The following is a 23,633-nucleotide window of genomic DNA, read 5'->3' as shown; positions in this document are numbered from 1 at the left end:
ATGGTTCTGAATGTTGCGGTCGTGGGGCTTGGCTCGATGGGCTACGGCATGGCGCAGTCGCTGCTGCGGGCCGGTCACAAGGTACATGGAGCGGATGTAAATGCCGCCGCCGTCTCCCGTTTGATGGCGGAAGGCGGGCAGGCGGCGAGCGCCGCTGACACGGCTCCGCTGGCCGATGTGCTGGTCGTCGTGGTGCTGAATGCCGCGCAGACGGAGACGGTGCTCTTCGGTGCCGAGGGCTGGGCGCCCCGCATGCGCAAGAGTGCCACCATCATCTCCTGCGCCACCGTGGCCCCGTCCTTTGCCAGGGACATGGCGGCGCGTTGTGCGGGCCTCGGGCTGCATTATCTCGATGCGCCGATTTCCGGCGGTGCGGCCAAGGCGGCGGCGGGCAAGTTGTCGATCATGGCCTCCGGCTCGCCTGCAGCTTTCGCGGGCGCAAGGCCTGCGCTCGATGCCATGGCCGAAACCGTCTTTGACCTCGGCAGCGAGCCGGGGGCAGGCTCGGCCATGAAGGCGGTGAACCAGCTTCTCGCCGGGGTGCATATCGCCGCCATGGGCGAGGCGCTGACCTTCGGCATGACGCAGGGGCTGGAGCCGGGCCGCATTGTCGAGGTCATCTCCAGATGCGCGGGCACCTCCTGGATGTTCGAAAACCGCGCGCCGCATGTGGTTGATGGCGACTATACGCCCCGCTCGGCCATCAATATCTGGCCGAAGGATCTCGGCATCGTGCTGGGCATTGCCGCAGAAGCGCGGTTTGGCGCGCCGCTGACGGCCGCCGCCCTGCAACAGTTCATGGCCGCCGCAGGCTCCGGTCTTGGCGGCGAGGATGATGCGGCGGTGGCCAAGGTCTATGCCCGCAATGCCGGGCTCACCCTGCCGGGAGGCGCATGATGCTGCTGGGCTGTATTGGCGACGATTTCACCGGCTCCAGCGATCTGGCCAACACGCTGGCGAAGCAGGGCATGCGCACGGTGCAATATACCGGCGTGCCGGATGCCCCCGCCGCGCCGGATGTGGAAGCCGGTGTTGTGGCGCTCAAGTCCCGCTCCATCCCTGCCGCCGAGGCCGTGGCCCTGTCGCTGAAGGCGCTGGACTGGCTGAAGGCGCAGGGCTGCCGCCAGTTCCTGTTCAAATATTGCTCCACCTTCGACAGCACGGATGAGGGCAACATCGGCCCGGTGGCCGAGGCGCTGGCAGCGGCGTTGGGGGAAGATGCGGTGATCTTCTGCCCGGTGTTTCCTGCCACAGGCCGCACGCTGGTGCATGGGCATCTCTTCGTCGGCGATCGCCTGCTCAGCGAAAGCGGCATGCAGCACCATCCGCTCACCCCCATGACCGACCCGGACATCCGCCGCGTGCTCGCCCGTCAGGTGAAGGGCAGCGTCGGTCACGTGTCCTTCGCAGAGGTGGCCAAAGGTGCCGATACGGTTGCGGCTGCGCTTCAGCGCGAGAGCGGGGCAGGGCGGGGGCTGATCGTGGTGGATGCCCTGTCCGATGGAGATCTGATGACCATCGGCGAGGCAGCGGCCAGCCGCAAGCTGGTGACCGGCGGCTCCGGCATCGCCATGGGGCTTCCAGCCAACTTCCGCAAGGCGGGCCTCATCACCGGCGCCTCTTCCGGCTGGCAGGGGCAGGGTGAGGGCCGGACGGCAGCCGTCTGCGGCTCCTGCTCGGTGATGACGCAGAAGCAGGTTGCCGCCCACAGGCAGGTGAGCCCGGCCTTCGAGATTGATGCGGACAAGGTGATCGCCGGGGCGCTGACCGCGCAGGCGGTGGCAGACTGGTGCCTCGCGCAGGAGGGGCTGCCGCTCGCCTATTCCTCCGCCGATCCGGCCCGCTTGCGCGCCGTGCAGGAGCGGCACGGCAAGGACAAGGCCGCCGCCGCGCTGGAAGGCTTCTTCGCGGAACTGGCGCGCTGCCTCGTGGCAGGCGGCGTTACCCGGCTGATCAGCGCGGGCGGGGAAACCTCCGGCGCCGTGGTGGAGGGGCTGAAGCTCGGCACGCTGGAAATCGGGCCGGAAATTGATCCGGGTGTTCCGGCCATGCGGGCGGGGCCCGGGCTTGTCATTGCGCTCAAATCCGGCAACTTCGGTGCGGAAGACTTTTTCGCCAAGGCCGCAAGGCGGCTGGAGGGGCAGGCATGAGCAGTGAGGCGCGCCTCAGGGAACAGATCTGCGCCATGGCCCGCTCCATCTTCGAGCGCGGCCTCACCGGCGGGTCTTCGGGCAACATATCCGTGCGCACGGAAGATGGCGGCTTGCTGGTGACACCCACCGGCAGCTCCATGGGCAGTCTTGATCCTGCCCGCCTCAGCCGGTTTGATGCCAGCGGGCGCCTTATCGGCGGGGATGAGCCCACCAAGGAAATGCCGCTTCATTCTGCCTTTTATGAAACCCGCAGCACGGCGGGGGCGGTGGTGCATCTCCATTCCTGCCATTCGGTGGCTCTGTCGCTGCTGCCGGATACGGACCCGGACAACATGCTGCCGCCGCTGACGGCCTATGGCGTGATGAAGCTGGGCAAGGTGGTGATGCTGCCGTATTTCATGCCCGGCGATCCGGCCATGGGCGATGCCATCCGTGGCCTTGCGGGCAAGCGCTCCGCCGTCATGCTGGCCCATCACGGCCCCGTGGTGGCGGGCAAGGATCTGGAATCCGCCGTCTATGCCATCGAGGAGCTGGAAGAGACGGCAAAGCTGGCGCTGCTGACGCGCGGGCTCAATCCGAAGCGGCTCACGGACGCGCAGATCCGCGGTCTGGTGACGAAATTCAATGTGGAGTGGGACTGATGCCGCGTTATTCCGCCAATCTCGGCTTTCTGTGGTCCGCCCTGCCGCTGCCGCAGGCGATCCGCGCCGCAAAGGCCGCCGGCTTCGACGCGGTGGAATGCCACTGGCCCTATGAAACGCCTGCCGAAGAGGTGAAGGCCGCGCTGCACGAGACCGGCCTGAAGATGCTGGGCCTCAACACCCGCCGGGGGGATGTTGCCGCCGGTGACAGCGGCCTTGCCGCCCTTCCGGGCCGTGAGGCGGAGGCACGCGCCGCCATCAGCGAGGCCATCACCTATGCCGCCGCAATTGGTTGCGGCGCCGTGCATGTGATGGCGGGCATGGCCCCGGTGACGGAGGCTTCCGAAGCCACCTTCCGCGCCAATCTCGCCTATGCCGCAGAACTTGCCGCACCGCACGGGCTCACCATCCTGATCGAGCCGCTGAACCGTCACGATGCATCGGGCTACTTCCTCAGCAATGCCGATCAGGCACTGGCCATCATCGCTGCCGTGGGCGCGCCGAACCTCAAGCTGATGTTCGACTGCTACCACATCCAGATCCAGCAGGGCGATGTGCTGCGTCGGCTTGAGGCCGCGCTCCCCCATGTCGGCCATATCCAGATTGCCGCCGTGCCCGACCGGGGCGAGCCTGACCGGGGTGAACTGGACTACCGCTGGCTCCTTCCCCGCATCGATGCCCTCGGCTGGTCCACCCCCATCGGCGCCGAATACCGCCCGCGCGGCAGCAGCGTGGAAGAGGGGCTTGGCTGGCGGGAACTGTGAGGCAAACCGAGGTCTGGTAAGGCTCACCGCCTGCTGTAGGCGTCGAAGGTGAAGGGGCCGGACTGGGTGTTGTCGACCATCTCCAGCACGTGGCGGGGGATCTCAGGGTCCTCGGGCTGGAACAGGCCGCAGTTGCGCAGGGCGCCGGTGACATTGAGCCGTGCGGGGGTGCGTTCGAGATAGACGCGGACGCAGCAGGGCATGTGGATCTGGTCGGCGGAGACGCCAAGCTTCACCCCGTGCAGGCGCGTCCAGCGCAGGGAGTAATCCGGATAGAGGATGGTCTGGGTCAGCTCGATGCCGGCGCTGTATTCATAGTCGGACATGAACACCCGGTCGCCTGTGAGGAGCGCAGCGCCCTGATAGCGGTAGTGGCGCAGGCAGGGGCGGTCATGCTGGCCCATGCGCTCCAGCCGCCGGTAGAACATGTGCCCGTCTTCCATCGTGAAAACGATGAGGCCACGGATGATCTTGCCCTTCTGCGACATGGAGTAGTAATACTCATAGAACATGCCGGTCAGGTTCTGTACGCGGGCATCGCTCAGCGTCATCACTTGGTCGAAATGCTGGCGCAGGCGCCGGGTCACCGTGTCATTGCCGAGGCCGCGAATGCGGACGATCTCCGCAAATTCCTTGTGCGGCAGCATCATCTCGTAGGGTTCGACGCCGAAGTAATCGCAGATCTTGCGCATCAAGGCCGTGCGCGGGGTGGACGTGCCCGCCAGATAGCGGTTCAGCTGGCTGCGGTTGATGCCGAGGTCCCGCCCGACATGGGAAATGGAAGGGCGGTAGGAGCAGAGCAGGCGAAGGTTCTCGGCGATTTCGTCCATTTGCGCTCTTTGATGCTAAAAATGCACAAGAGTGCATCACTTAGTGGATGAGTGCCGAATTGTCAAGGAAACTGCGGGGTTGCACCATCTGGGAAAAGGGGGAACACCATGAACCAGAGAGCTTACACCCTTGGCATCATCACCGGATCAGGCCCTGAGGCCGGTCTCGACATGTGGGCCAAGATCCTGCGCCACACCCAGGACATGATGGGCTGCAGTTTCCGCGGCGACCTTGATGCGCCGCGTCTTGTCGCCGTGTCCGAGCCGGAACTCGGCCTGTCGATGGACCTGCGCGAAAACGAGGATGCCGTCTGGGCCGCGATGGAGCGCGCTGTGCGGCAGATCGCGCCGCAGGTGGATGCCTTCGCCATTGCCTGCAACACGCTGAACTGGTTTGCACCGAAGATCGAGGTGCTGCTGGCCAAGATGGGTGTGAGTGCGCGGCTGGTGTCGTTCCAGTCCGTGGTGGCTTCCGAAATCCGGCGCTCCGGCTCCGGCCGTGTCGGGCTTCTGGGCGCAGCGCCCGTTGTCGCACTGGACGAGTATTCCGCCTATGCGACGCTGACCCCGGTGTTTGATCTGGAGACCCCGGCCGAGCCGCAGGCACTGCAGAGCCTTATTCACGACGTGAAGCGCCTTGGCAGCACGGATGCCTCGCTTGCCCCCCGGCTGGAGGAAATCGTTCTTTCCATGGAGGCGCAGACGGTGCTGCTGGCCTGCACCGAACTGCCGCTGATCGCCCGTCCCGTTCAGGGCAAGACGCTGATCGACGTGACGGATGCGGTGGCTGCCGCGCTGGCCGGCCTTGCGCTTGAGCATCACCGGGCAGCAGCGTGATGGAACTTCTGCTGATTCATACGGGTGGCACCATCGGCATGGGTGACACCGAGCACGGTCTTGCGCCCATGGCAGGGATCGTGGAAGAGGCGCTGGAAGCCCGCCTGCCGGAAGGTGCGGTGCTGGCAACCCACGTCTTTACCCCGCTGCTGGACAGTTCAAACGTCGGCCCGTCTCACTGGAACGAGATGCTGGATGCCATCGAGGCCCATCCCGGTGCGCCGGTGATCATCACCCACGGTACCGATACCATGGCCTTCACGGGCGCGGCCCTGTCGCAGGCGCTGGCGGGGCTTGGCCGGCATGTGGTGCTGTGCGGCTCCATGGTGCCGCTGCATCACGGCGGTGACGCGGAAGGCAATCTCGATCTTGCCATCGGCGCAGCCTTTCAGCCGGGTGAAGGCGTGTGGCTGGCTTTCAACGGCAAGCTGATGCCCGCCGAAGGGCTGGTGAAACACGAGAGCCAGGATGCGGACGCCTTCCGCGCCACGCCGCAGCTGAAGCCGGGCCTGCCCGCCCGCCGCCGCTTCGAGGACCGGCGCATCGCTGTCCTCTCCCTGTCACCGGGCATGCCCGCCGCGATGCTGCGGGCGGCGCTTGCCGAACTGGACGGGGCGGTGCTGCGCGTCTTCGGCTCGGGTACGGCCATGTCCTGCGAGGAGGTTCTTGGAACCCTGCGCGATGCCGTGGCCTCCGGCAAGCGCATCCGCGCCGTCAGCCAGTGTGAGCAGGGCGGCCTCATCCCCGGCGGCTATGCCGCGGGAGCCGGCCTGTGGTCCTGCGGCGTCGAAAACGGCGGCCTCGAAACGCCGGAAGCCGCGCTGGTGCGGCTGTGGCTGAATTGAGGGGAGTGATCCGGGACTGAAATCTGTCTGGTTAAAAGCCGGGCCGGTTTCGGTCAGTCAGTTGGGGTCGCGCCCGGCAGGAACGCAATCTGCATTGCTGCAACAAATTGAGCGGCCTGACGGACCAGTTCACGAACATCTGAAAGCTCAACTGAGCCATCTGTATAGTCGGCGACCAGCCGTATCTCGTGTGCACGGTTTAATTGCCGCCCAAGATCTCTGGGGACAAGGCCTGTTTTGACGAGGTGAGAGCCAAAAGCGCCGATCAAGCCGCTGTGGGTGCGCCCGATTTCCGGGTCCACTTGTGCGCCTGAGGACAGAAGTGCGGCCCGAGCTGCGTCAAACATCGCGTAATAGGCGCGATTGGCTGCGCCGTCGGTGTCGCCAAGCGCCAGCAGCGCTTGTGCGGAGGTACATGCTGTCTGCGCTTTCGCCATCAGTATCTCAGGCGTCAACCGTTTGCTTTTCACAGGCGGACACCTTCCCGGCCGATGTTGCGCAGCAGGGCAGGATTAGAATGTGTCTCCGGATGCTCCCATTCTTCCAGTGCAATTGGCAGAGGGGAGATGAGTATCCCTGTTTCGAGCATCACATCAAAGGCGGCGTCGGCCATGTCCAGCTTGACTGGCAGAAAGCGCCCTTGGCTGCCCCGTAGAAGGACTGCAACGTCAGCATCACTGTCCGGACGGTGCGTGCTTCTTGCCCGGCTGCCGTAAATGATGGCGCCAGCCAGATCATAATGGCCGGAAATCCGCGCCAGAAAACTGCGGACTGCCTTTTGGGTGTCCCGGTCTATGCTCGCCATGCGATCCTCGTCCTGAGAACTGCCTTTCTCCATCTTAGCGCCAAAGCGGGGAAACACAAAACACCAGCCGCTCCATAGGGGGCGGCGGGTTTTGTGTGTCTCCCGAAGGTGGCAAGGGGCGGCGCTGGGTGGGCTTGGACCGCCCCTTGCCGTATCACTGCAGCATGGCAGTGATTTCCTCCGCCGTGCCAAAGCCAAGCTTGACGGCGGTTTCGGTGACGCTGGCGTTTTCGGAGAGCGCGGTCTTGGCCACCTTGGCGGCCTTGGCGTAGCCGATATGCGGCACCAGCATGGTGGCCAGCACCAGCGAGTTTTCCAGCATGCCTTCGCACTGGGCCACATTGGCCTCGATGCCGCTGACGCAGCGCTCGTTCAGCGTGTCCATGGCGCGCATGAGGATGCGCATGGACTGGAGCACGTTGAGGATGATCACCGGCTCGAAGGCGTTGAGCTGCAGCTGCCCGGCCTCGGCGGCCATGGTGACGGTCAGGTCGTTGCCGATCACCTGGAAGGCCACCTGATTGACCACTTCCGGGATCACCGGGTTGATCTTGCCCGGCATGATCGAACTGCCGGCCTGCATCGGCGGCAGGCGGATCTCGTTGAAGCCCGAGCGCGGACCGGAGGACAGAAGCCGCAGGTCGTTGCAGATCTTCGACAGCTTCACCGCAATGCGCTTCAGCACGCCGGAGAAAGTGACATAGGCACCGGCATCGGATGAGGCTTCCACAAGGTCGGTTGCAAGCTTCACCTTCATGCCGCAGACGGCTGACAGTTCCTCCACGGCGCGCTCGGCATAGCCGTCCGGCGTGTTGACGCGGGTGCCGATGGCGGTGCCGCCAAGGTTCACCTCCAGCAGCAGTTCCGACAGGCGGCCGATGATGTCGATGTCCTCGCGGATGGTCGCGGCAAAACCGGCGAACTCCATGCCGAGGGTCATCGGCACCGCATCCTGCAGCTGGGTACGGCCGATCTTGCGCACATTGGCAAAGGCTTCGGCGCGCCCGGCAAAGGCGCCGGCAAGGCGCGTCTGCGCCTGACGGAAGGCCTCGCACTGGCTGACGATGGCAAGGCGCAGGGCGGTCGGGTAGACGTCGTTGGTGGACTGCGACCTGTTCACATCGTCATTGGGGTGCAGCTGGGCATAGTCGCCCGGCCGGTAGCCCATGCGGATGAGGCCAAGGTTGGCGATCACCTCGTTGGTGTTCATGTTGGTCGAGGTGCCGGCCCCGCCCTGGATCATGTCCACCCGGAAATGCTCGTGATGGTGGCCTGCGATGATCTCGTCGCAGACGGAGGCGATCACGTCATGCTTTGCCTGCGGCAGCACGCCGAGGGCAAGGTTGGCGGCAGCGGCCGCCTTCTTCACCCAGGCCAGCGCCCGGACAAACTCCGGGAAGGCGCTGAGCGGAATGCCGGAAATCGGGAAGTTCTCGATGGCGCGGGCGGTGTGAATGCCCCACACACAGTCTGCCGGCAGGGATATGCGGCCAAGACTGTCCTCTTCGATGCGCATCTGCTGTTGCATCGGTCTTTCTCACAGCAATGGAGGGGATGTGAAATGGGCCGCCAGTTGGCGGCCCATGAGGCTTCTATCCGGATTACTTCCAGATGCTCGGGTCCCAGGCCTTGCGGTCGAGGTCGAGGTCGTTGAACTTGGCCGGATCGAGGATCGGACGGGCAACGCCTGCCTTCAGCTGTGCCCGGTAGTCATCGACAACGCGCATGGCGATCGGGAACAGCATGATGATGGCGATCAGGTTGACCAGCGCCAGCAGGCCCATCATCGGGTCGGAGAAGAAGAACACCGAGGTTGCCTTCGGAGCGACGGCGCCGAGGAACACCACGCCGAGGATCAGCAGGCGCAGCACGAAGACGGCCGGCTTGGAGCGGGTGACGACGGCCAGTGCGTTTTCGCCGAGGTAGTAGTTGTAGATGATCGACGAGAAGGCGAAGAGCAGGATTGCCAGCGTCAGCGCATACTTGGACCATTCCCCCACATGGCTGACCAGCGACTGCTGCGTCAGAACCACGCCGTCGATGCCCTGCGCGCCCGGCACGTAGACGTCACCCAGCAGGATGATCAGCGCCGTGCAGGTGCAGATCAGGATGGTGTCGATGAAAACCGACAGGGACTGGGTGATGCCCTGGCTGACCGGATGGCGGACAAGCGCTGTGGCCGCAACGTTCGGAGCCGAGCCGAGGCCGGCTTCGTTCGAGAACAGGCCGCGGCGCAGGCCCTGGGCAATGGCCGCACCCATGCCGCCGGCCACCGCTTCTTCAAAGCCGAAGGCGGAGCGGACGATGTGCAGCAGCATCGAGGGCACTTCGGTGATGTTCAGCAGGATGATGACCAGAGCCAGCGTGATGTAGCCGACTGCCATGACCGGCACGACAACATCGGCCGCCTTGGCAATGCGCTTGATGCCGCCGAAGATCACGAGGCCGGTGACGGCTGCGATGGCAAAGGCAGAATACATGCGGTCGATGCCGAGGGAGTCCTGCACGGCACCGGCCATGGTGTTGCCCTGGAAGGCATTGAAGCCGAAACCAAAGGAGGCCAGCAGGCAGATGCCATAGACGATGGCGAGCCAGTTGTAGCGCTGGCCAAGACCGCGGCGGATGTAGTCGGCCGGGCCACCGCGGAAGCTGCCGTCGGTTTCCTTGTTCTTGTAGAGCTGGGCAAGGGTGCACTCGATCAGGCTGGTTGCCATGCCGCAGAGGGCAATCGCCCACATCCAGAACACGGCGCCCGGTCCGCCGAGGGTGATGGCCACGGCCACGCCGGCAATGTTGCCGCCGCCCACGCGTCCGCCGACGGAGACAAGCAGGGCCTCACGTGCGGAGATGGTGTTGGGATCGGAGTTGTTGGCATTGGAACCGAGCACACGGAACATGCGCCCGAAAAACTCGAACTGCACGAAGCCCGACATGATGGTGATGAACACACCGAACACGACGAGGATCGGAATGAGCGCCCATCCCCACGTCAAATTGTCAATCAAGCCGAAGAATGACTGAATGTACTCCATGGTTTCCTCCTGACCACCGGCCTTGAATTGGCCGTTATTCATCCCCACCATTTTAAAGTGAGTGTTGCTACTTAAGGATTCCGCACTTCGCTGCGGAGTGACGCTATTTTGCGCTATTTGCGCGTAAAGCGGAGCAAACACCTCTATCTTCCGTAGTTCTTACAGTAAAAAAGGGACGCCCGGATGAGCGTCCCTCTCGTTTCTTCGCAGGCTTTGCCTTTACTCTGCTGCCGCCAGCCGTAGCGTCTTGTCCGCGATGGCTCCCACCAGATTTGCATCATGGCTGACGAGGATCAGCGCCAGGCCCTGTCCGGCCACGATGTCCGTCAGCAGGGTGATGGTGTCCTTCTGGGTGATCGGGTCGAGCCTGGACGTGGGCTCGTCGGCAAAGAGCAGGACAGGGTCCAGCAACAGCGCCCGCAGCATGGAAAAGCGCTGCAATTCTCCGCCGGAAATCTCGTCTGCACGCCGGGTCAGCAAACGGTCTGCGAGGCCCAGCTGCTTCATGAGGGGGGCAACGCGGCCGCGGTCCAGCTTGTGCAGGCGGATGAGGTCCGTGACGAGCTGTTGCATGGTGGAATGGCGCGGGAAGCTGGCGGGCGGGTCCTGATAGAGCTTCTGGAACAGCGGGCGTCCTGATGCTGTCTTGCGCTCGATCCGGCCTTCGTCCGGCTTCATCAGGCCGATGAGAATATCCCCCAGCGTGGACTTGCCGCAGCCGGAGGGGCCGGTGATGCCAGTGATCTCGCCGGGCTGAACGGTGAGGCTGACGCCGGAGAACAGCCGCCGCCCGCCGCGCGAGGCGGCCACGCCTTCTGCGGTCAGGACAGGTGTTCCGTCCTTGCGGGTAGAGGCGCGCTTTGGCCAGTGCAGCGGGTCGCTCTGCGCCAGTTTCCGCGTATAGGCCGGTCTTTCGGGCGAGAGCAGGTCTTCCGTCCTGCCCTGATCGGTGATCTGCCCCTCCTTCATGATCATGAAATCGCCACCCAGCTGGCGGGCAAGCTCCAGATCATGGGTGATGGTCAGCAGCGCGCCATCCGTGCCAAGGCCTTGCAGCAGCATGCGGGCGACATCATCGCGCCGGGCGGCATCCAGCCCCTTGGTCGGCTCGTCGGCAAAGATCAGCCGTCCGCCGCCGGCCCGTGCCACGGCAAAGGCCAGCCGCTGTGCCATGCCGCCGGACAGCTCATAGGGACGCTTGGCGCCGGACCCGGCCAGGCCAAGGCTGGTGAGGTCTTCTGCCGTCATGGCGCGCGCCTCGGCGGCGCCACCGACCAGGGCATGGGTCTCGCGGATCTGCTCCGCCCCGCGCATCAGCGGGTCGAGCGCAAGCCAGGGCTCCTGCGGCAGGATGGCGAGAAGACGGCCCCACAGGGGGCGGATGGCATCCGCATCGCCTGCGGCAAAGCGCTGGCCCTCGAACACGACTTCGCCCGTGGCGGTGAGGCCCTCCGGCAGGGTGCCGAGCACGGCCTGCAGCAGCAGGCTCTTGCCCGAGCCGGTTTCACCAAGGATCGTCAGCGGCCGTCCGGGTTGCAGCTCCAGCGACACGGGCTGCACGAGCACGTCCTTGCCCGCCAGGACACTCAGATTTCGGATGGAAACGGAATGTGTCATGCGCGCGAGCCTGCGATCAGGTTGAGGCCAAGGATGAGGCTGAAGATGGCGGCGACCGGCTGCAGCAGCGCCCAGGGTGCTTCGCGCCAATAGGGCATCAGCTCCACCATCATCTGGCCGAGTTCCGGGGTGGGCGGGCGCACGCCGGCGCTGACGAAGCCGAGTGCGGCAATGGTCATGATGCAGGTGGCCATGCCGAAGGCGGTGGAGGTCAGCATCACCGGCGCCAGTTCCGGCCAGACGTGGCGGCGGAAGACATAGGCCCTGCCGAAGCCGAGGAGGCCGGAGGCCTGAACCGCCGGAGAGGCAAAGATCGGCCGGGAGGCGGCGCGGGCGAGGCGGAAGAACTCGACCCACAGAACCAGCGTCAGGCCGAGCCAGAAGGCGAGCGGCTTGTTCGGCACGATGACGCCCACCATCAGCACGATCAGCAGGCCGGGAATGGCCATGACGGAATCGGCCAGCAGCGTCAGCAGCCGGTCGGTCATGCCGCCCTTGCGGCTGGCGGTGACGCCAAGGGCAAGGCCGATGGCTGCGGCGCTGAGTGCGCTGAGCGCTGCCACCGTCAGCGACAGGCGCAGGGCTTCGCCAAGGCGGGCCATCAGCGAGCGGCCCAGATGGTCGTAGCCGAAGGGGGCGGCCAGGTCGGGGGCGGCGAGCGCCAGCCTCAGGCTCTGGCGCACCGGGCTCAGCGGCGAGATCATCGGTGCGATGATGGCCAGAAGCACGGGCAGGCCCACGAGCACGATCCCGGCCCAGAAGGGCAGGGGGCGGAAGCCGCGCCCCTGCTGCGGCACTGCGGAGATATCCATCAGGCAGCCCTCCGCGGATCGATCCGCTGGATGACGAGATCCAGCAGCGTGTTGAGCAGCACGAAGCCGAGACCCAGCACCAGCGCGGTGCCCTGCACCATCGGGATGTCGCGGCCGAAGATGGCATGGACCAGCGCATGGCCGATGCCGGGCCAGCCGAAGATGCTCTCCACGATGACGACACCTTCCACCAGCGTCACGAACTGCATGCCGAGGAAGGCAAGCACCGGCGCGCCGATGTTGCGCAGGCCGTGGCGCAGCAGGATCTGGCCATCGCTGAGGCCCTTGGTTCTGGCGAACTGGTAGAAGGGGGCCTTGGCAACGCCTGCCATCACGTCCCGCGTCACGCGGGCGGAAAAGGCGGCAAGGCCGAGGGCGAGGGTGACCGCAGGCAGGACGAAATGCGCCGGCTTGCCGTGCCCGGCGGCGGGCAGCCAGCCGAGCTGCACGGCAAAGAGCAGGATCAAGACCAGCGCCAGCAGGAACTGCGGCAGGGCGCGGATGCCGGCCGAAACCGTCAGCAGCACCCGGTCCAGCATCCCGCCCGGCTTCAGCCCGGCGAGAATGCCAAGCGGCGGGCCCATGAACAGGGACAGCACGATGGCTGCACCTGCCAGCTGCACGCTGGCGCCCAGCTGGTGGCGGATTTCGTGCCACACCGGTTCGCCGGAGATGAGCGACTTGCCGAGGTCGAAGGTGGCCAGATCCCGCATCCAGATGAGGAAGGCGGTGACGGGGCCACGATCCAGCCCCAGCTCCTGCCGCACGGCGTCGGCGGCGGCGGCGCTCACCATGTCATAGCCATAGCGTCCGGCGGCGATCCGGTAGGCCATGTCGCCGGGCAGGCTCTGCATCATCAGGAAGGTGAGAATGCCGACAAGCAGTGCCACCAGCACCGCCTGTGCAGCCCGCATGGCAAGGCCGCCGGAAAGGCGGCCCGCACGCGTTGCAAGGGAAGGAGAGGACATCAGTTCTTCCAGCTCGCATCCTTCAGGCCGAGCTTGCGCTCGTAGGGATCAAGCATCACGCCCTGCAGCTTGCCGGAGATGGCGGCATTCTGCTGGTACCAGGCGATGGGCAGCACCGGCAGCTCTTCCTGCAGGATGGTGGTTGCGGTGGCGAACTGCTCTGCGCTGCCGCCGTTGCGGCCGATGGACTTCAGCAGGTCCGCGATTTCGGCGTTCTGCCAGTTCATCGCGCCCCAGTCGCCATTGGGGGCATAATCCTGCAACAGGGTGCCGATCGGGTTCGGCACGAGGGCAAAGTTGCGGGCCAGCAGCGCCAGCTCCAGCGAGCCGTCGTTGTGACGGGCCGGGACTTCCGAGGAGTTTGTGGAGTTGATTGTCAGCTCGATGCCCACATCCTGCAACTGCTGCTGCAGCACTGCGGCGACAAGCGGCAGCTCCGGCCGGTCCGGATAGGTCAGCAGTTCCAGCGTGAAGCGCTCACCGTCCTTTTCGAGAATGCCATCGGAGCCGGCCTTCCAGCCCAGCTCCGCCAGCAGTGCGGCAGCGGCTTCCGGGTCATAGGAGAGCGGGGCAAGGGCCGCATTGTGCCAGTCGCCAACGGACGGCGGGAACAGCTGGGTGGCGCCGGCCTGATAGCGCAGCACGGCGATGGCGAGGCCTTCCCGGTCGATGGCAAGGCTCAGCGCCTTGCGGGCTTCCACGGTGTTCAGCTTCGGGTTGGCCGCGTTGACCTTGACCAGCAGCGAGCGCGGGATCGGCACGGAGCGCACGTCCAGCCCCTCCTTGTCCTTCAGCCGTGCAACAGAAGCCGGGTCAAGGTTCAGCACATAGTCGGCATCGCCGCTTTCGGCCATCAGTGCGCGGGTTTCGGCGCGGCTGACGGAGTTATAGGTGGCCTTGCCGATCTTGGCCGGGCCGCCCCAGTATTGGTCGAAGCGGTCTGCTTCCATCTTGCCCGGTGCCTGCAGCAGGGTGATTTTGTACGCGCCCGAGCCAATGACGGAGGTGGCCATGCCATCAGCGCCATAGGAGGCCGGGGCAAGGATCTGCGACCGGTATTCGGCGAGGAATGCGGGCAGGGCGGCGAAGGGCTCTGCCAGCTTCACCACGAGGTCCGCACCGTCCGCCTCGATGGCTTCGATGGGCGCGCGCTGCAAGAGGCCCGGCTTGGCGCGGGCGATGTTGAGCGCATTGGCGGCTGCTGCCGCATCCGCCGGGGTGCTGTCATGGAACTGGGCGCCCTCCTGCATCTTGAAACGCCAGACGAGGCCATTGCTTTCCACGGCCCAGCTGGCGGCGAGGCCCGGCGTCAGGTGGCCGTCCTGATCCGTGTTCACCAGGGTTTCGGCCACGTCCATGGCCAGGAAGATGTTGCCGGAAAGTGAGGGATCTGCGCCCTTGATCTCGAAGGGGCCAGCCACGTCGATGCTGTCATCGGCGGCAAAGGCGGTGCCTGAAAGCAGGGTGCTGGAAAGAGCCATCGCCAGGGCGAAGGTTTTCAGGTTGGAACGGGAACGCATCGCAGACCTCACTTGGGTTTGAATTGCGTTACGACATAACATAACGATCTTGGGGCGCAAGGCGTCAGCCCTGAAAATTTGTGCGCAGCAAAAACAACGGCGCCGGTGGAGCGGACCCCACCGGCGCCTTTCACGTTAGAAGCCAAAGGCCTCCAGAGGTTTACTGCTTGCCCCAGATCTTGCCGTATTCCTCGCGGTAGCCATTGCCCGGGTCAAAGATGTTCCGGTCGCCGCCGTCGAAGGAGATGTTGTCCTTCGTCACCACATGCAGCGGCGAGGTGTAGCCGGACCATTCGGCGCCGTTCATGGCGCGGTTCAGTTCGTCCACCAGCTGCCAGCCCTGCAGGTTCAGCGGCTCGGCCACGGTGACGGCCTGATACTGGCTGGAGCGGATGCGCTGGTAGGCGCTTTCCGATCCGTCACCGGCCGCAACGGCCTTCGGGGCGCCATCGCCGGGGATGCCGGCTGCGGCAAGGCTCGGGCCCATGAAGTCGAAGTAGATGTCATTGATCGCCAGCGCGTGGGTCCAGCTTGCACCGTATTTCTGCAGCAGGGCGGTGGTCAGCGTCGGCATGCGGCTGGAGGTGTCGGCAATCGGCGTGTCGACATATTCCAGCACGGTGCCGCCGAGCTCTTCGATCGTTTCCTTGATCTTGTCGGCCTTGGCGATGGCGATGGCATAGGTGGAGTCGGTGAAGATCACCACACCCGGCTTGCCGCCGGCATCTGCATAGGCCCACTTGGCCGCAGCCGCCGACACTTCCATGGCGTCGGTGGAGACATTGGCGAAGATGCCGTTTTCCGGATCCGGGCCGATGACCGGGCTGGCGTGCCAGCTGACCATGGGGATGCCCGCAGCCTTGGCCTGATCGAGGGCTGCCTGCTGTTCCACCGCATCAAAGCCGTTGATGATGATGCCATCCGGCTTGAGGGCAAGGGCCTGGCCGAAGGCGGCGGCGCGGCTCTGGATGGAGCCAGCGCCGTCGAGCACGTTCACGTTCCAGCCGATCATGAACACGGCTTCCTGGATGCCCTTGGTGACGCCGAGGACGCCGCCGTTCTTCATGTCTGCGGCCAGAACCACAATGGTCTTGCCCTCTGCGGCCTTCGGGCCGGAGGTGGGGCCGTCCCAGGTGGTCTTCTGGCCGGCATATTTCTGCACGTCCGCCATGGCGTCGGAGACGGCGTCTGCATGGGCTGCCAGCGTGGTGCCGGCCAGCAGGATGGTTACAGTCAAGAGACGTTTCAGCATGTCGTTTTCCTCCCGGTTGCTGAGTGTCATCAAGGGTCAGCGGGACTTTGCGCCTTTCTTGCGCTGGGCATAGCCCGCGATGCCAATGGCGATGAGCAGGGTGGTGCCGTTGAACAGCGGCTCGACCCAGAAGCTTCCGCCAAACTGCTGGATGCCGGAGATGCCTGCAGCGAGGATCGTCACGCCGGCAATGGTGCCCCAGACATTGACGCGGCCCGGCTTGATCGTCGTGGAGCCCAGGAAGGCGCCGACGAGGGCGGGCAGCAGGAATTCAAGACCCACCGAGGCCTGGCCGATGCGCAGCTTGGAGGCGAGCAGGACGCCCGCCAGAGCCGTCATCAGGCCGGAGGTGAGGAAGGCGCCGATCACGAACTTGCGCGTCGGAATGCCGTTGAGTTCGGCCGAGCGCTGGTTGGCGCCGATGGCATAGAGGTAGCGGCCGACGGGCGTGTATTCGAGCACCACCCACATCACCAGCGTGATGGCCAGCACATAGAAGGCGGTGATGGGCAGGCCGAAGATGAAGGTGCCGTTGATGGCATAGAAGGCATCCGGCAGCTGGCCGACCATCTGCCGCCCGCCCGTGTGCCACAGGGCGAGAGCATAGAGGATGGTGCCCGTGCCGAGGGTTGCAATGAAGCTGTCGATGCGGGCAACCTCGACGAGGATGCCGTTGAGAATGCCCGTGGCAATGCCCAGCACCAGCACGATGCCGATGGCCACCGGCCAGGGCAGGCCGTAGACCGTCTGCAGCGAGATGGCGAGGATATGCCACAGCACGATGCCGTAGCCGACCGTCAGGTCGATGCGTCCCGCCACCATGGGGATCATGGCCGCCAGCGACAGCAGCGCAATGATCGCCTTGTCCGACAGGATCGACCGCAGGTTCAGCATGGTCGGGAAGGTATTCGGCAAGAGGATCGAGAACAGGATGATGAGGCCGAACATGAGGATGACGAGGCCATAGGTGGGCGCAAGGCGCAGGGCCCGGCCCATCAGGGAAAGCCCCTGCAGTTCATCCTTGGTCGGTTCGATGGCGTTGGATTCGATGGAGGGCATGAGGGGCCTCAGGCAGCTTCACCGGCCGATGCGGCCTGGATCAGGGATTCAGTGGACAGTTCGACACCGCTCAGCTCCGCGACCGCCTGGCCGCGGGAGAAGACGATGGCGCGGTGGCAGATGTTGGCGATTTCCTCGAAGTCGGTGGAGACCACGAGCACGCCCATGCCGCTGGCGAGAGCTTCGTAAAGCAGGTGATAGATCTCCGCCTTAGCGCCGACATCGACACCGGCAGTCGGATCTTCGGTGATCAGCAGCCGTCGGCCGCTGTCCAGCCACCGGCCGACGATGACCTTCTGCTGGTTGCCGCCCGACAGCGCCTCGATGGGCAGCGCCGGGTCATTGGGCGAAAGACCGACCCGGCGGCCGATTTCCGCCGCCATGTCCTCTTCCTTGCGCGGGCTCATCAGCGACAGCATGCCCCGTCCGGTCGCCGCCGGATTGACATAGGCGTTCTCGCGGATGGTCAGGCCCGTGGCGACGCTTTCCGCCACCCGGTCGCGGGCGACAAGGCCGATGCCCGAAGCCATGGCGGTGATCGGCGAGGTCAGATCCGGCGTGCGCCCCTCCAGCACCACGGTGCCGGAATGCGGCATGACGCCGAAGAGCGCACGGCCGATATCCTCATGGCCCGCACCGCGCAGGCCCGCAAGGCCCAGCAGCTCGCCGCGCCGCAGTTCGAAATCGACAGGCCCCACCTGCCGGGTGAGCAGGGAGCGGACGGAGAGAATGGCCGGGCCTTCCTGCACATCCGGACGGCTGATCTCACGGGTCTTGCGGCCGACGATCAGGCTCACCAGCTCTTCCGGTGTCGTGTGGCCGATGGCGCGCAGGCCTGCCATCTGTCCGTCGCGCAACACGGCCACACGGTCGGCAATGCGGAAGATCTCGTCCAGCCGGTGGCTGACGTAGATCATGCCGACGCCACGGGACTTCAGCGGGCGCAGCGCGTTGAAAAGCCGCTCCACCTCGTCAGCCGGAAGGCTGGCAGTGGGCTCGTCCAGAACCAGAAAGTCGCAATCGGCAGCCAGCGCGCGGGCAATGGCGACGAGGGACTTCTGCGTGCGCGTCAGATTGGCAACGCGGGCGGTGGCCGGAAAATCCGCGTCCACCAGCTTCAGCGCTTCGGTGGCCATGACCTCCGTCGCGCTCCAGTCGATCCGGCCGCGCTTGCGCACATAGCCGAGCGCCAGGGCGATGTTCTCGGCCACGCTCATCCATTCGATGAGGCCGAGGTCCTGGTGGATGAAGGCGACCTTCTGATGGCCGCCCTTGCCCGCTTCGTGATGATAGGGCACGCCATCGATCGACACCGTCCCGGTGTCGGCCTTGTGGGTGCCGGACAGAACCTTGATCAGGGTTGACTTGCCCGCGCCGTTTTCGCCCAGAAGTGCAAGGATTTCTCCCCGCTCGACTTTCAGCGAAACCCCGCGCAGGGCCTGCGTGCCGCCAAATGACTTGACGATACGGTCAAAAAACAGACCATCATTAGCCGGTTGCATACCGGTGTCTCCTCCCATGTCTCCGTCTCGGCTCTTGCGGCTGAGTTACCGGTAACGTTATGTAGCGTGTATCGGCTCAGATGGGTTGTCAAGCGCAAAGTTATCGATAACATATTCTGCATATGCGGCAGTCTGGAAGCATGATGGACCGGCGGAACAAGGCCAATATGGATGACATCGCCCGCGTGGCGGGGGTGTCGAAGATGACGGTAAGCCGCGTCCTGCGCGGCGGCAGCGGATTCTCCGAGGAAACGCGCGGGAAGGTTCTCGCCGCGGCGGAGACGCTTGGCTATGTGCCCAACCGTCTGGCGGCTGCTTTCGGCTCGGATCAGGCGTCGACACTGGTCGGCATGTGCGTGCCGCGCCTGAGTTCAAGCCTCTTTGGTCAGGTGCTCGACGGGGTGGACCGCGCCCTGTCGCGGCTCGGCTATCAGCTGATGATCGGGGCCAGCAATCATGCGGTGGAGCAGGAAGAGGATTGGGTGCGGCAGGTGGTGAGCTGGCGGCCGGCCGGCGTCATCCTCTCCGGCAGCCTGCACACGCCTGGCACCGTCGAGCTGCTGCGCCAGTCCGCCATGCCGGTGGTGGAGGTGTGGGAGCTGACGACAAGCCCCGTCGACATGGCGGTCGGCTTTTCCCATTTCGATTGCGGCATGGAAATGGGCCAGTTCCTGCTGCGGCGGGGGCGGCGCAAGGTTGGTTATGTCGGGGCGCTGGGGCTTTCGGATGTGATCAGCTCGGCCCGGCTCGATGGCTTCGAGGCGGCACTGTCGGCAGGCGGCCATCCGCTGGCGGCAAAGGAAATTCTCATCGACAACCCCGGCTTCTACCGGGGCTTCTACGGGCTCGAAACCCTGCTCGCGCGTCAGCCGGATCTTGATGCGGTCTATTTTCACAATGACGAAATGGCCATCGGCGGCCTTGCCTATTGCGAGGCGCGGGGCATTCGCGTGCCGGAGGATCTGGGCATTGCCGGCTGGGGCGGCATGGAAGCAGCCTCCGTCCTGCCGCGCCGCCTGACGACCACGGTTGTTCCCGCCACCGCCATCGGCAAATCCGCCGCCGAAGCCCTCGTCGCCCGCCTGCGCGGCGAACCGGGGCAGGATATCACCGTTGTCCCGACGCGGCTGGTTCCGGGGGAGACGGCGTAGGGGGGCTTCTGCTTCAGCTTTGTGAGTGCCTCAGCCGCTGGGCACTGCGTTGCGAACAGGCACTGAGTCACCCCGGCCAAGCGCAGCGCGAGCCGGGGGCTACTCGTTTGCAGAGAGGTGCTGTTGTCTCACTCGGGGCGGCAGTCACTGGCCCTGCGCACGCCTCTTTGCCGCGTTCCAGTCTCGCCGCTCTGCAAGCAAGTGGTTCCCGGATCTCCGCTTCGCGTCGTCCGGGACGGCGCGGAATGTGGGGCGGGGCTTTGCGTCTGCCCCTTTCTGGAGTCTCAGTCAAACACTGCCCCATCCCCTGAAGGAGGGGCAGTGCTCAGTTTTGCCGTCAGGACGCCGAGAGGCCCCAGGGGCCGTGGTGGGCGTCCTTGCCGTCGAGGCGGTCGAAGCCGTGGGCGCCGAAGAAGTCGCGCTGGGCCTGGATCATGTTGGCGGTGCCGCGTGCCGTGCGCATCAGGTCGAACCAGGCAAGGCCCGAGGCCAGAGCCGGAACCGGCAGGCCGTTGAGCGCGCCGAGGGCGACGATCTTGCGCAGGGCCGGGAGCGCTGCCTCGATGCGGCGGGCAAAGTCCGGCGCCATGATCAGGTTGCGCGTTGCGTCTTCCGTCAGGGCACTGGCCATGTCGTTCAGCATGTCCGAGCGGATGATGCAGCCGGCTCGCCACACGCGGGCGATGTTCGGCAGCGGCAGGTTCCAGCCGAAGGTGGCTGAGGCTGCGGTCATCATGGTGAAGCCCTGCGCATAGCACAGGATCTTGCCTGCGATGAGCGCCTGCTCCAGCTCGTCAGCGGAAGGCGCGTCGGCGAGCTTCTGCGGGGCCGCGCCATAGAGCGCTTCACCGGCCTTGCGCTCGTCCACGCGGGACGAGACGTTGCGCGCCATCACGGCGGCCTCGATCACCGGCACCGGAGCGCCCAGATGCTGGGCTTCGATGACGGTCCAGCGGCCCGTGCCCTTCTGCCCGGCAGCATCCAGAATGACGTCCAGCATCGGCTGGCCGGTCAGAGGATCGGTGGCGGCGGCGACGGCGCCGGAGATTTCCACCAGATAGGAGCGCAGGGTGCCTTCGTTCCACTTCTGGAAGATGGCGGCTGCATCGGCGGCGCCAAGGCCCATGCCGTCGCGCATGATGCCGTAGACTTCGGCGATCATCTGCATGTCGGCATATTCGATGCCGTTGTGCACGGCCTTGACGAAGTGGCCCGCGCCTGCTTCGCCCATCCAGGTGGCGCAGGGCGTGTCACCGTGGCGGGCGGCAATGGCGGTGAGAACCGGCTTCACCCGCTCGAAATCAGCCGGGTTGCCACCAGCCATGATCGAGGGGCCGTGACGCGCCCCTTCCTCGCCGCCGGACACGCCGATGCCCATGAAGCGGACACCAAGGTCTGCGGCAGCGCGGCGGTTGGTATCGTGGAAGTTGGCGTTGCCCGCGTCGATGATCAGATCATCCTTGCCGAGCAGCGGAGCCAGAGCCTCGATCTGGTCATCCACGGCCTTGCCGGCCGGGACCATGAGGATGATGGCGCGCGGCGGCTTGATGGCCGCCACCAGATCCTTCAGGCTTTCGGTGGGAACCACGTTTGCGGCCAGATCGCCGGCTTCCGCATGGAAGCGGCGGGTCACGTCCGTGGTGCGGTTCCACACGGCAATGCGAAAGCCTTTTTCGGCGATGTTCAGCGCCAGTGCGGCACCCATCGTGCCAAGTCCGATGAGCCCGATCTCTGCCGAAGTCATGGCCATTGTAGTCCTTTCCGGTTCAGGATCACGGAGTAGACGCTGGTCGTCGCCGTGATGAAGAGCTGATGTTTCGCCCTGCCGCCGAAACAGAGGTTGGACACCAGTTCCGGCACAAGGATCTTGCCCATGAGGTGGCCCTCCGGGGCGATGCAGTGGACGCCATCGGCAGCCGAGGACCACAGATTGCCGTCCTCGTCCACCCGGAATCCATCGGCACAGCCTGGCTGGATCGTGTGGAACACACGCCCCTCGCTGGGTCTGCCGTTTTTCATGACATAGGCCCGGATGTGCTGGGGATCGCTACCGAACATGCGGCCGGTATCGGCAACATAGAGCAGGCTCTCATCCGGGCTGAATGCCAGTCCGTTGGGACAGGCCATATCATCGATCACTTTGTCAATGGTGCCGTCGGGGTCAACCCGGTAGACCGCGCAGGGCAGTTCCTGCTCGGACTTGAAGCCTTCGTAATCGGTCATGATCCCGTAATGGGGATCGGAGAACCAGATGGCGCCATCGCGCGAGACGATGACATCATTGGGAGAATTCAGGCGCTTGCCCTCGAACTGGCCGGCGATCACGGTAATCGAGCCGTCCCATTCGGTGCGGGTGACGCGGCGCGTGCCGTGTTCGCAGGAGATCAGCCGCCCCTGCCGGTCACGGGTGTGGCCATTGGCATAGTTGGAGGGCGCGCGGTAGGTGGTCACCCCGTCCGGCGTCCAGCGCATGATGCGGTTGTTGGGAATGTCGGAGAAGAGCAGGTGCCCGGCATCGCCGAACCAGACCGGGCCTTCCACCCAGTCAAAGCCGGTGGCGATCCGCTTCACCGGCGCATTGCCGAGGACGTAGGTCTGGAAAACCGGGTCAATGACCTCGAAAAACGACATGAAACCTCCCTGTCCCTGCGGGCCGTTGGTCCGGCCTGATTGCAGGTAGCGTTACCACCTGAGGCGTGGGCGAGAAAGGCGTTTACGCGACGAGGCGGTTCTGAGTTGAGATGAGACCGCGCCCGGCGGCCCTTGCGGGCCGGTGGGGTGCCGGGCGCGGCAGCTGGATGGAGAACCCGTCAGGAAAAGGCGATCTGTGCCTTCATGGCCTGGCTGCGGTCGGAGGCCAGCAGGAAGGCTTCTTCTGCCTTGTCGAGGCCGACCGTGTGGGTGATCAGCGGCTTCACATCGATGAGGCCGTTCTGCATCAGGCTGACGCCCACGGCGAATTCCGGATGGAAGCGGAACGAGCCGCGCAGATCCAGTTCCTTGGCCGTGATGGCCATCATCGGCACGCTCATGTCGCCGCCAAGGCCAAGCTGCAGGATGATGCCACGCGGGCGCAGGGCCGCGATGCCGCCAGCCAGCGCAGGGGCCGCGCCCGAGCACTCGTAGAGCACGTCGAAATAGCCCTTGCCGGCGTTGTAGGCGGCCAGCGCATCCGGTTCGCTCGCCATGTTGATGGTGCGGTCGGCACCCACCTTGCGGGCCAGCGCCAGCGTGAAGTCAGAGAGGTCCGTCGCCACGATTTCCTGCGCGCCCGAGCGGCGGGCGGCGAGAATCGACAGGATGCCGATGGGGCCGCAGCCGGTCACCAGCACGCGCTTGCCCAGCATGTCGCCCGCACGGCGGGTGGCGTGCAGGGTCACGGCCAGCGGCTCAGCCATGGCAGCTTCGCCCGGGGTCAGGCCGGTTGCATCGACGCACTGGAACTGGTCAGCCACCAGCACTTCGCGGAAGGCGCCCTGAATGTGGGGGAAGGGCATGGCCGAGCCGTAGAAGCGCATGTTGAGGCACTGGTTCGGCAGGCCCTCAAGGCAGTACTTGCAAGCGCGGCAGGGGCGGGACGGGGACACGGCCACAAGCTGGCCTTCGGTGTAACCGGTGACGCCGGGACCGACGCTCTCCACATAGGCGGAGACTTCGTGACCGAGAATCATCGGTTCGCGCAGGCGCACGGTGCCGAAGCCGCCGTGGTTGTAGTAGTGCAGGTCCGAGCCGCAGACGCCGCCGGTGGCAAGGCGCAGGCGCAGCTGGCCTTCGCCCGGAGTTTCCTCCGGGCGCTCTTCGACGCGAAGATCCTTGGCGGCGTGAATGACGATGGCACGCATGTG

The 23,633-nt window shown here is 65.3% G+C and carries 22 protein-coding genes; 7 read left to right on the top strand and 15 right to left on the bottom strand.

Annotated elements, in window-relative coordinates; all coding sequences use genetic code 11:
• The 4 genes from ltnD to IF10I1_RS04400 are packed head-to-tail and all read left to right on the top strand — an operon-like array spanning nt 1 to nt 3,558.
• Nucleotides 1-897, top strand: a complete 897-nt coding sequence (gene ltnD / locus IF10I1_RS04415; RefSeq protein WP_186391325.1) for an L-threonate dehydrogenase — start codon at nt 1-3, stop codon at nt 895-897.
• Nucleotides 897-2,150 (top strand): 3-oxo-tetronate kinase, encoded by a 1,254-nt coding sequence (otnK, locus tag IF10I1_RS04410; protein ID WP_186391324.1) that lies wholly within the window; start codon nt 897-899, stop codon nt 2,148-2,150. The genes ltnD and otnK overlap by 1 nt, the downstream gene beginning before the upstream one ends.
• Nucleotides 2,147-2,794, top strand: a complete 648-nt coding sequence (locus tag IF10I1_RS04405; protein WP_186391323.1) for an aldolase — start codon at nt 2,147-2,149, stop codon at nt 2,792-2,794. The genes otnK and IF10I1_RS04405 overlap by 4 nt, the downstream gene beginning before the upstream one ends.
• Nucleotides 2,794-3,558, top strand: coding sequence for a hydroxypyruvate isomerase family protein (locus tag IF10I1_RS04400; RefSeq protein ID WP_186391322.1), 765 nt, complete (start codon nt 2,794-2,796; stop codon nt 3,556-3,558). Before IF10I1_RS04405 ends, IF10I1_RS04400 begins: the two co-directional genes overlap by 1 nt.
• A 23-nt stretch (nt 3,559-3,581) precedes the next feature.
• Here the strand turns inward: IF10I1_RS04400 and IF10I1_RS04395 are convergent, their stop codons facing one another.
• Nucleotides 3,582-4,388: a helix-turn-helix transcriptional regulator gene (locus IF10I1_RS04395; protein ID WP_050474768.1), complete on the bottom strand. Its 807-nt coding sequence runs from the start codon at nt 4,386-4,388 to the stop codon at nt 3,582-3,584.
• 108 nt (nt 4,389-4,496) lie between these two features.
• Between IF10I1_RS04395 and IF10I1_RS04390 the strand changes: the two genes are divergently transcribed.
• Nucleotides 4,497-5,225 carry an aspartate/glutamate racemase family protein gene (locus tag IF10I1_RS04390; protein ID WP_050474769.1) on the top strand — a complete coding sequence of 243 codons (729 nt, stop codon included), beginning with the start codon at nt 4,497-4,499 and terminating at the stop codon, nt 5,223-5,225.
• On the top strand, nt 5,225-6,070 hold the full coding sequence (locus IF10I1_RS04385) for an asparaginase domain-containing protein (RefSeq protein WP_050474770.1): 846 nt from the start codon (nt 5,225-5,227) through the stop codon (nt 6,068-6,070). Before IF10I1_RS04390 ends, IF10I1_RS04385 begins: the two co-directional genes overlap by 1 nt.
• Nucleotides 6,071-6,123: 53 nt before the next feature.
• Here the strand turns inward: IF10I1_RS04385 and IF10I1_RS04380 are convergent, their stop codons facing one another.
• The 11 genes from IF10I1_RS04380 to IF10I1_RS04330 all read right to left on the bottom strand — a co-directional run bounded on the left by IF10I1_RS04380 (nt 6,124) and on the right by IF10I1_RS04330 (nt 18,637).
• On the bottom strand, nt 6,124-6,507 hold the full coding sequence (locus tag IF10I1_RS04380) for a HEPN domain-containing protein (RefSeq protein ID WP_186391321.1): 384 nt from the start codon (nt 6,505-6,507) through the stop codon (nt 6,124-6,126).
• 29 nt (nt 6,508-6,536) lie between these two features.
• Nucleotides 6,537-6,908 carry a nucleotidyltransferase domain-containing protein gene (locus IF10I1_RS04375; protein ID WP_197717522.1) on the bottom strand — a complete coding sequence of 124 codons (372 nt, stop codon included), beginning with the start codon at nt 6,906-6,908 and terminating at the stop codon, nt 6,537-6,539.
• Between the two features lie 121 nt (nt 6,909-7,029).
• Nucleotides 7,030-8,403, bottom strand: coding sequence for an aspartate ammonia-lyase (locus IF10I1_RS04370; RefSeq protein ID WP_186391320.1), 1,374 nt, complete (start codon nt 8,401-8,403; stop codon nt 7,030-7,032).
• Between the two features lie 73 nt (nt 8,404-8,476).
• Nucleotides 8,477-9,907: a sodium:alanine symporter family protein gene (locus IF10I1_RS04365; protein ID WP_050474773.1), complete on the bottom strand. Its 1,431-nt coding sequence runs from the start codon at nt 9,905-9,907 to the stop codon at nt 8,477-8,479.
• Nucleotides 9,908-10,126: 219 nt separating this feature from the next.
• Nucleotides 10,127-11,524 carry an ABC transporter ATP-binding protein gene (locus IF10I1_RS04360; protein ID WP_186391319.1) on the bottom strand — a complete coding sequence of 466 codons (1,398 nt, stop codon included), beginning with the start codon at nt 11,522-11,524 and terminating at the stop codon, nt 10,127-10,129.
• Entirely contained in the window at nt 11,521-12,336 is an 816-nt protein-coding gene (locus tag IF10I1_RS04355) for an ABC transporter permease (protein WP_186391318.1), read from the bottom strand. The genes IF10I1_RS04360 and IF10I1_RS04355 overlap by 4 nt, the downstream gene beginning before the upstream one ends.
• Nucleotides 12,336-13,304, bottom strand: coding sequence for an ABC transporter permease (locus IF10I1_RS04350; RefSeq protein WP_058899079.1), 969 nt, complete (start codon nt 13,302-13,304; stop codon nt 12,336-12,338). Before IF10I1_RS04350 ends, IF10I1_RS04355 begins: the two co-directional genes overlap by 1 nt.
• Nucleotides 13,304-14,824 carry an ABC transporter substrate-binding protein gene (locus tag IF10I1_RS04345; RefSeq protein ID WP_186391317.1) on the bottom strand — a complete coding sequence of 507 codons (1,521 nt, stop codon included), beginning with the start codon at nt 14,822-14,824 and terminating at the stop codon, nt 13,304-13,306. The genes IF10I1_RS04350 and IF10I1_RS04345 overlap by 1 nt, the downstream gene beginning before the upstream one ends.
• A 160-nt stretch (nt 14,825-14,984) precedes the next feature.
• On the bottom strand, nt 14,985-16,076 hold the full coding sequence (locus IF10I1_RS04340) for a substrate-binding domain-containing protein (protein WP_058900689.1): 1,092 nt from the start codon (nt 16,074-16,076) through the stop codon (nt 14,985-14,987).
• A gap of 36 nt (nt 16,077-16,112) precedes the next feature.
• Complete coding sequence (locus IF10I1_RS04335; protein ID WP_186391316.1) at nt 16,113-17,135, bottom strand: ABC transporter permease; 1,023 nt, start codon at nt 17,133-17,135, stop codon at nt 16,113-16,115.
• A gap of 8 nt (nt 17,136-17,143) precedes the next feature.
• Entirely contained in the window at nt 17,144-18,637 is a 1,494-nt protein-coding gene (locus tag IF10I1_RS04330; protein ID WP_186391315.1) for a sugar ABC transporter ATP-binding protein, read from the bottom strand.
• A gap of 143 nt (nt 18,638-18,780) precedes the next feature.
• Between IF10I1_RS04330 and IF10I1_RS04325 the strand changes: the two genes are divergently transcribed.
• Nucleotides 18,781-19,788 carry a LacI family DNA-binding transcriptional regulator gene (locus tag IF10I1_RS04325; RefSeq protein ID WP_186391314.1) on the top strand — a complete coding sequence of 336 codons (1,008 nt, stop codon included), beginning with the start codon at nt 18,781-18,783 and terminating at the stop codon, nt 19,786-19,788.
• A 337-nt stretch (nt 19,789-20,125) separates the two neighbouring features.
• Here the strand turns inward: IF10I1_RS04325 and gndA are convergent, their stop codons facing one another.
• The 3 genes from gndA to IF10I1_RS04310 form a co-directional block, all read right to left on the bottom strand.
• Nucleotides 20,126-21,538, bottom strand: coding sequence for an NADP-dependent phosphogluconate dehydrogenase (gndA, locus tag IF10I1_RS04320; RefSeq protein ID WP_371328660.1), 1,413 nt, complete (start codon nt 21,536-21,538; stop codon nt 20,126-20,128).
• A complete protein-coding gene (locus IF10I1_RS04315) occupies nt 21,529-22,419 on the bottom strand; it encodes an SMP-30/gluconolactonase/LRE family protein (protein WP_094463311.1) in 891 nt (296 codons plus the stop codon). The genes gndA and IF10I1_RS04315 overlap by 10 nt, the downstream gene beginning before the upstream one ends.
• A gap of 179 nt (nt 22,420-22,598) precedes the next feature.
• Nucleotides 22,599-23,630: an L-idonate 5-dehydrogenase gene (locus IF10I1_RS04310; RefSeq protein ID WP_186391313.1), complete on the bottom strand. Its 1,032-nt coding sequence runs from the start codon at nt 23,628-23,630 to the stop codon at nt 22,599-22,601.
• Between the last annotated feature and the right edge of the window lie 3 nt (nt 23,631-23,633).

The sequence above is a fragment of the Pannonibacter sp. I15F10I1 genome (assembly GCF_900185665.1).
Lineage (GTDB): Bacteria > Pseudomonadota > Alphaproteobacteria > Rhizobiales > Stappiaceae > Pannonibacter > Pannonibacter indicus.
Note: the sequence above shows the minus strand (reverse complement) of the source record. Positions and strands in the feature narration are given on the sequence as shown.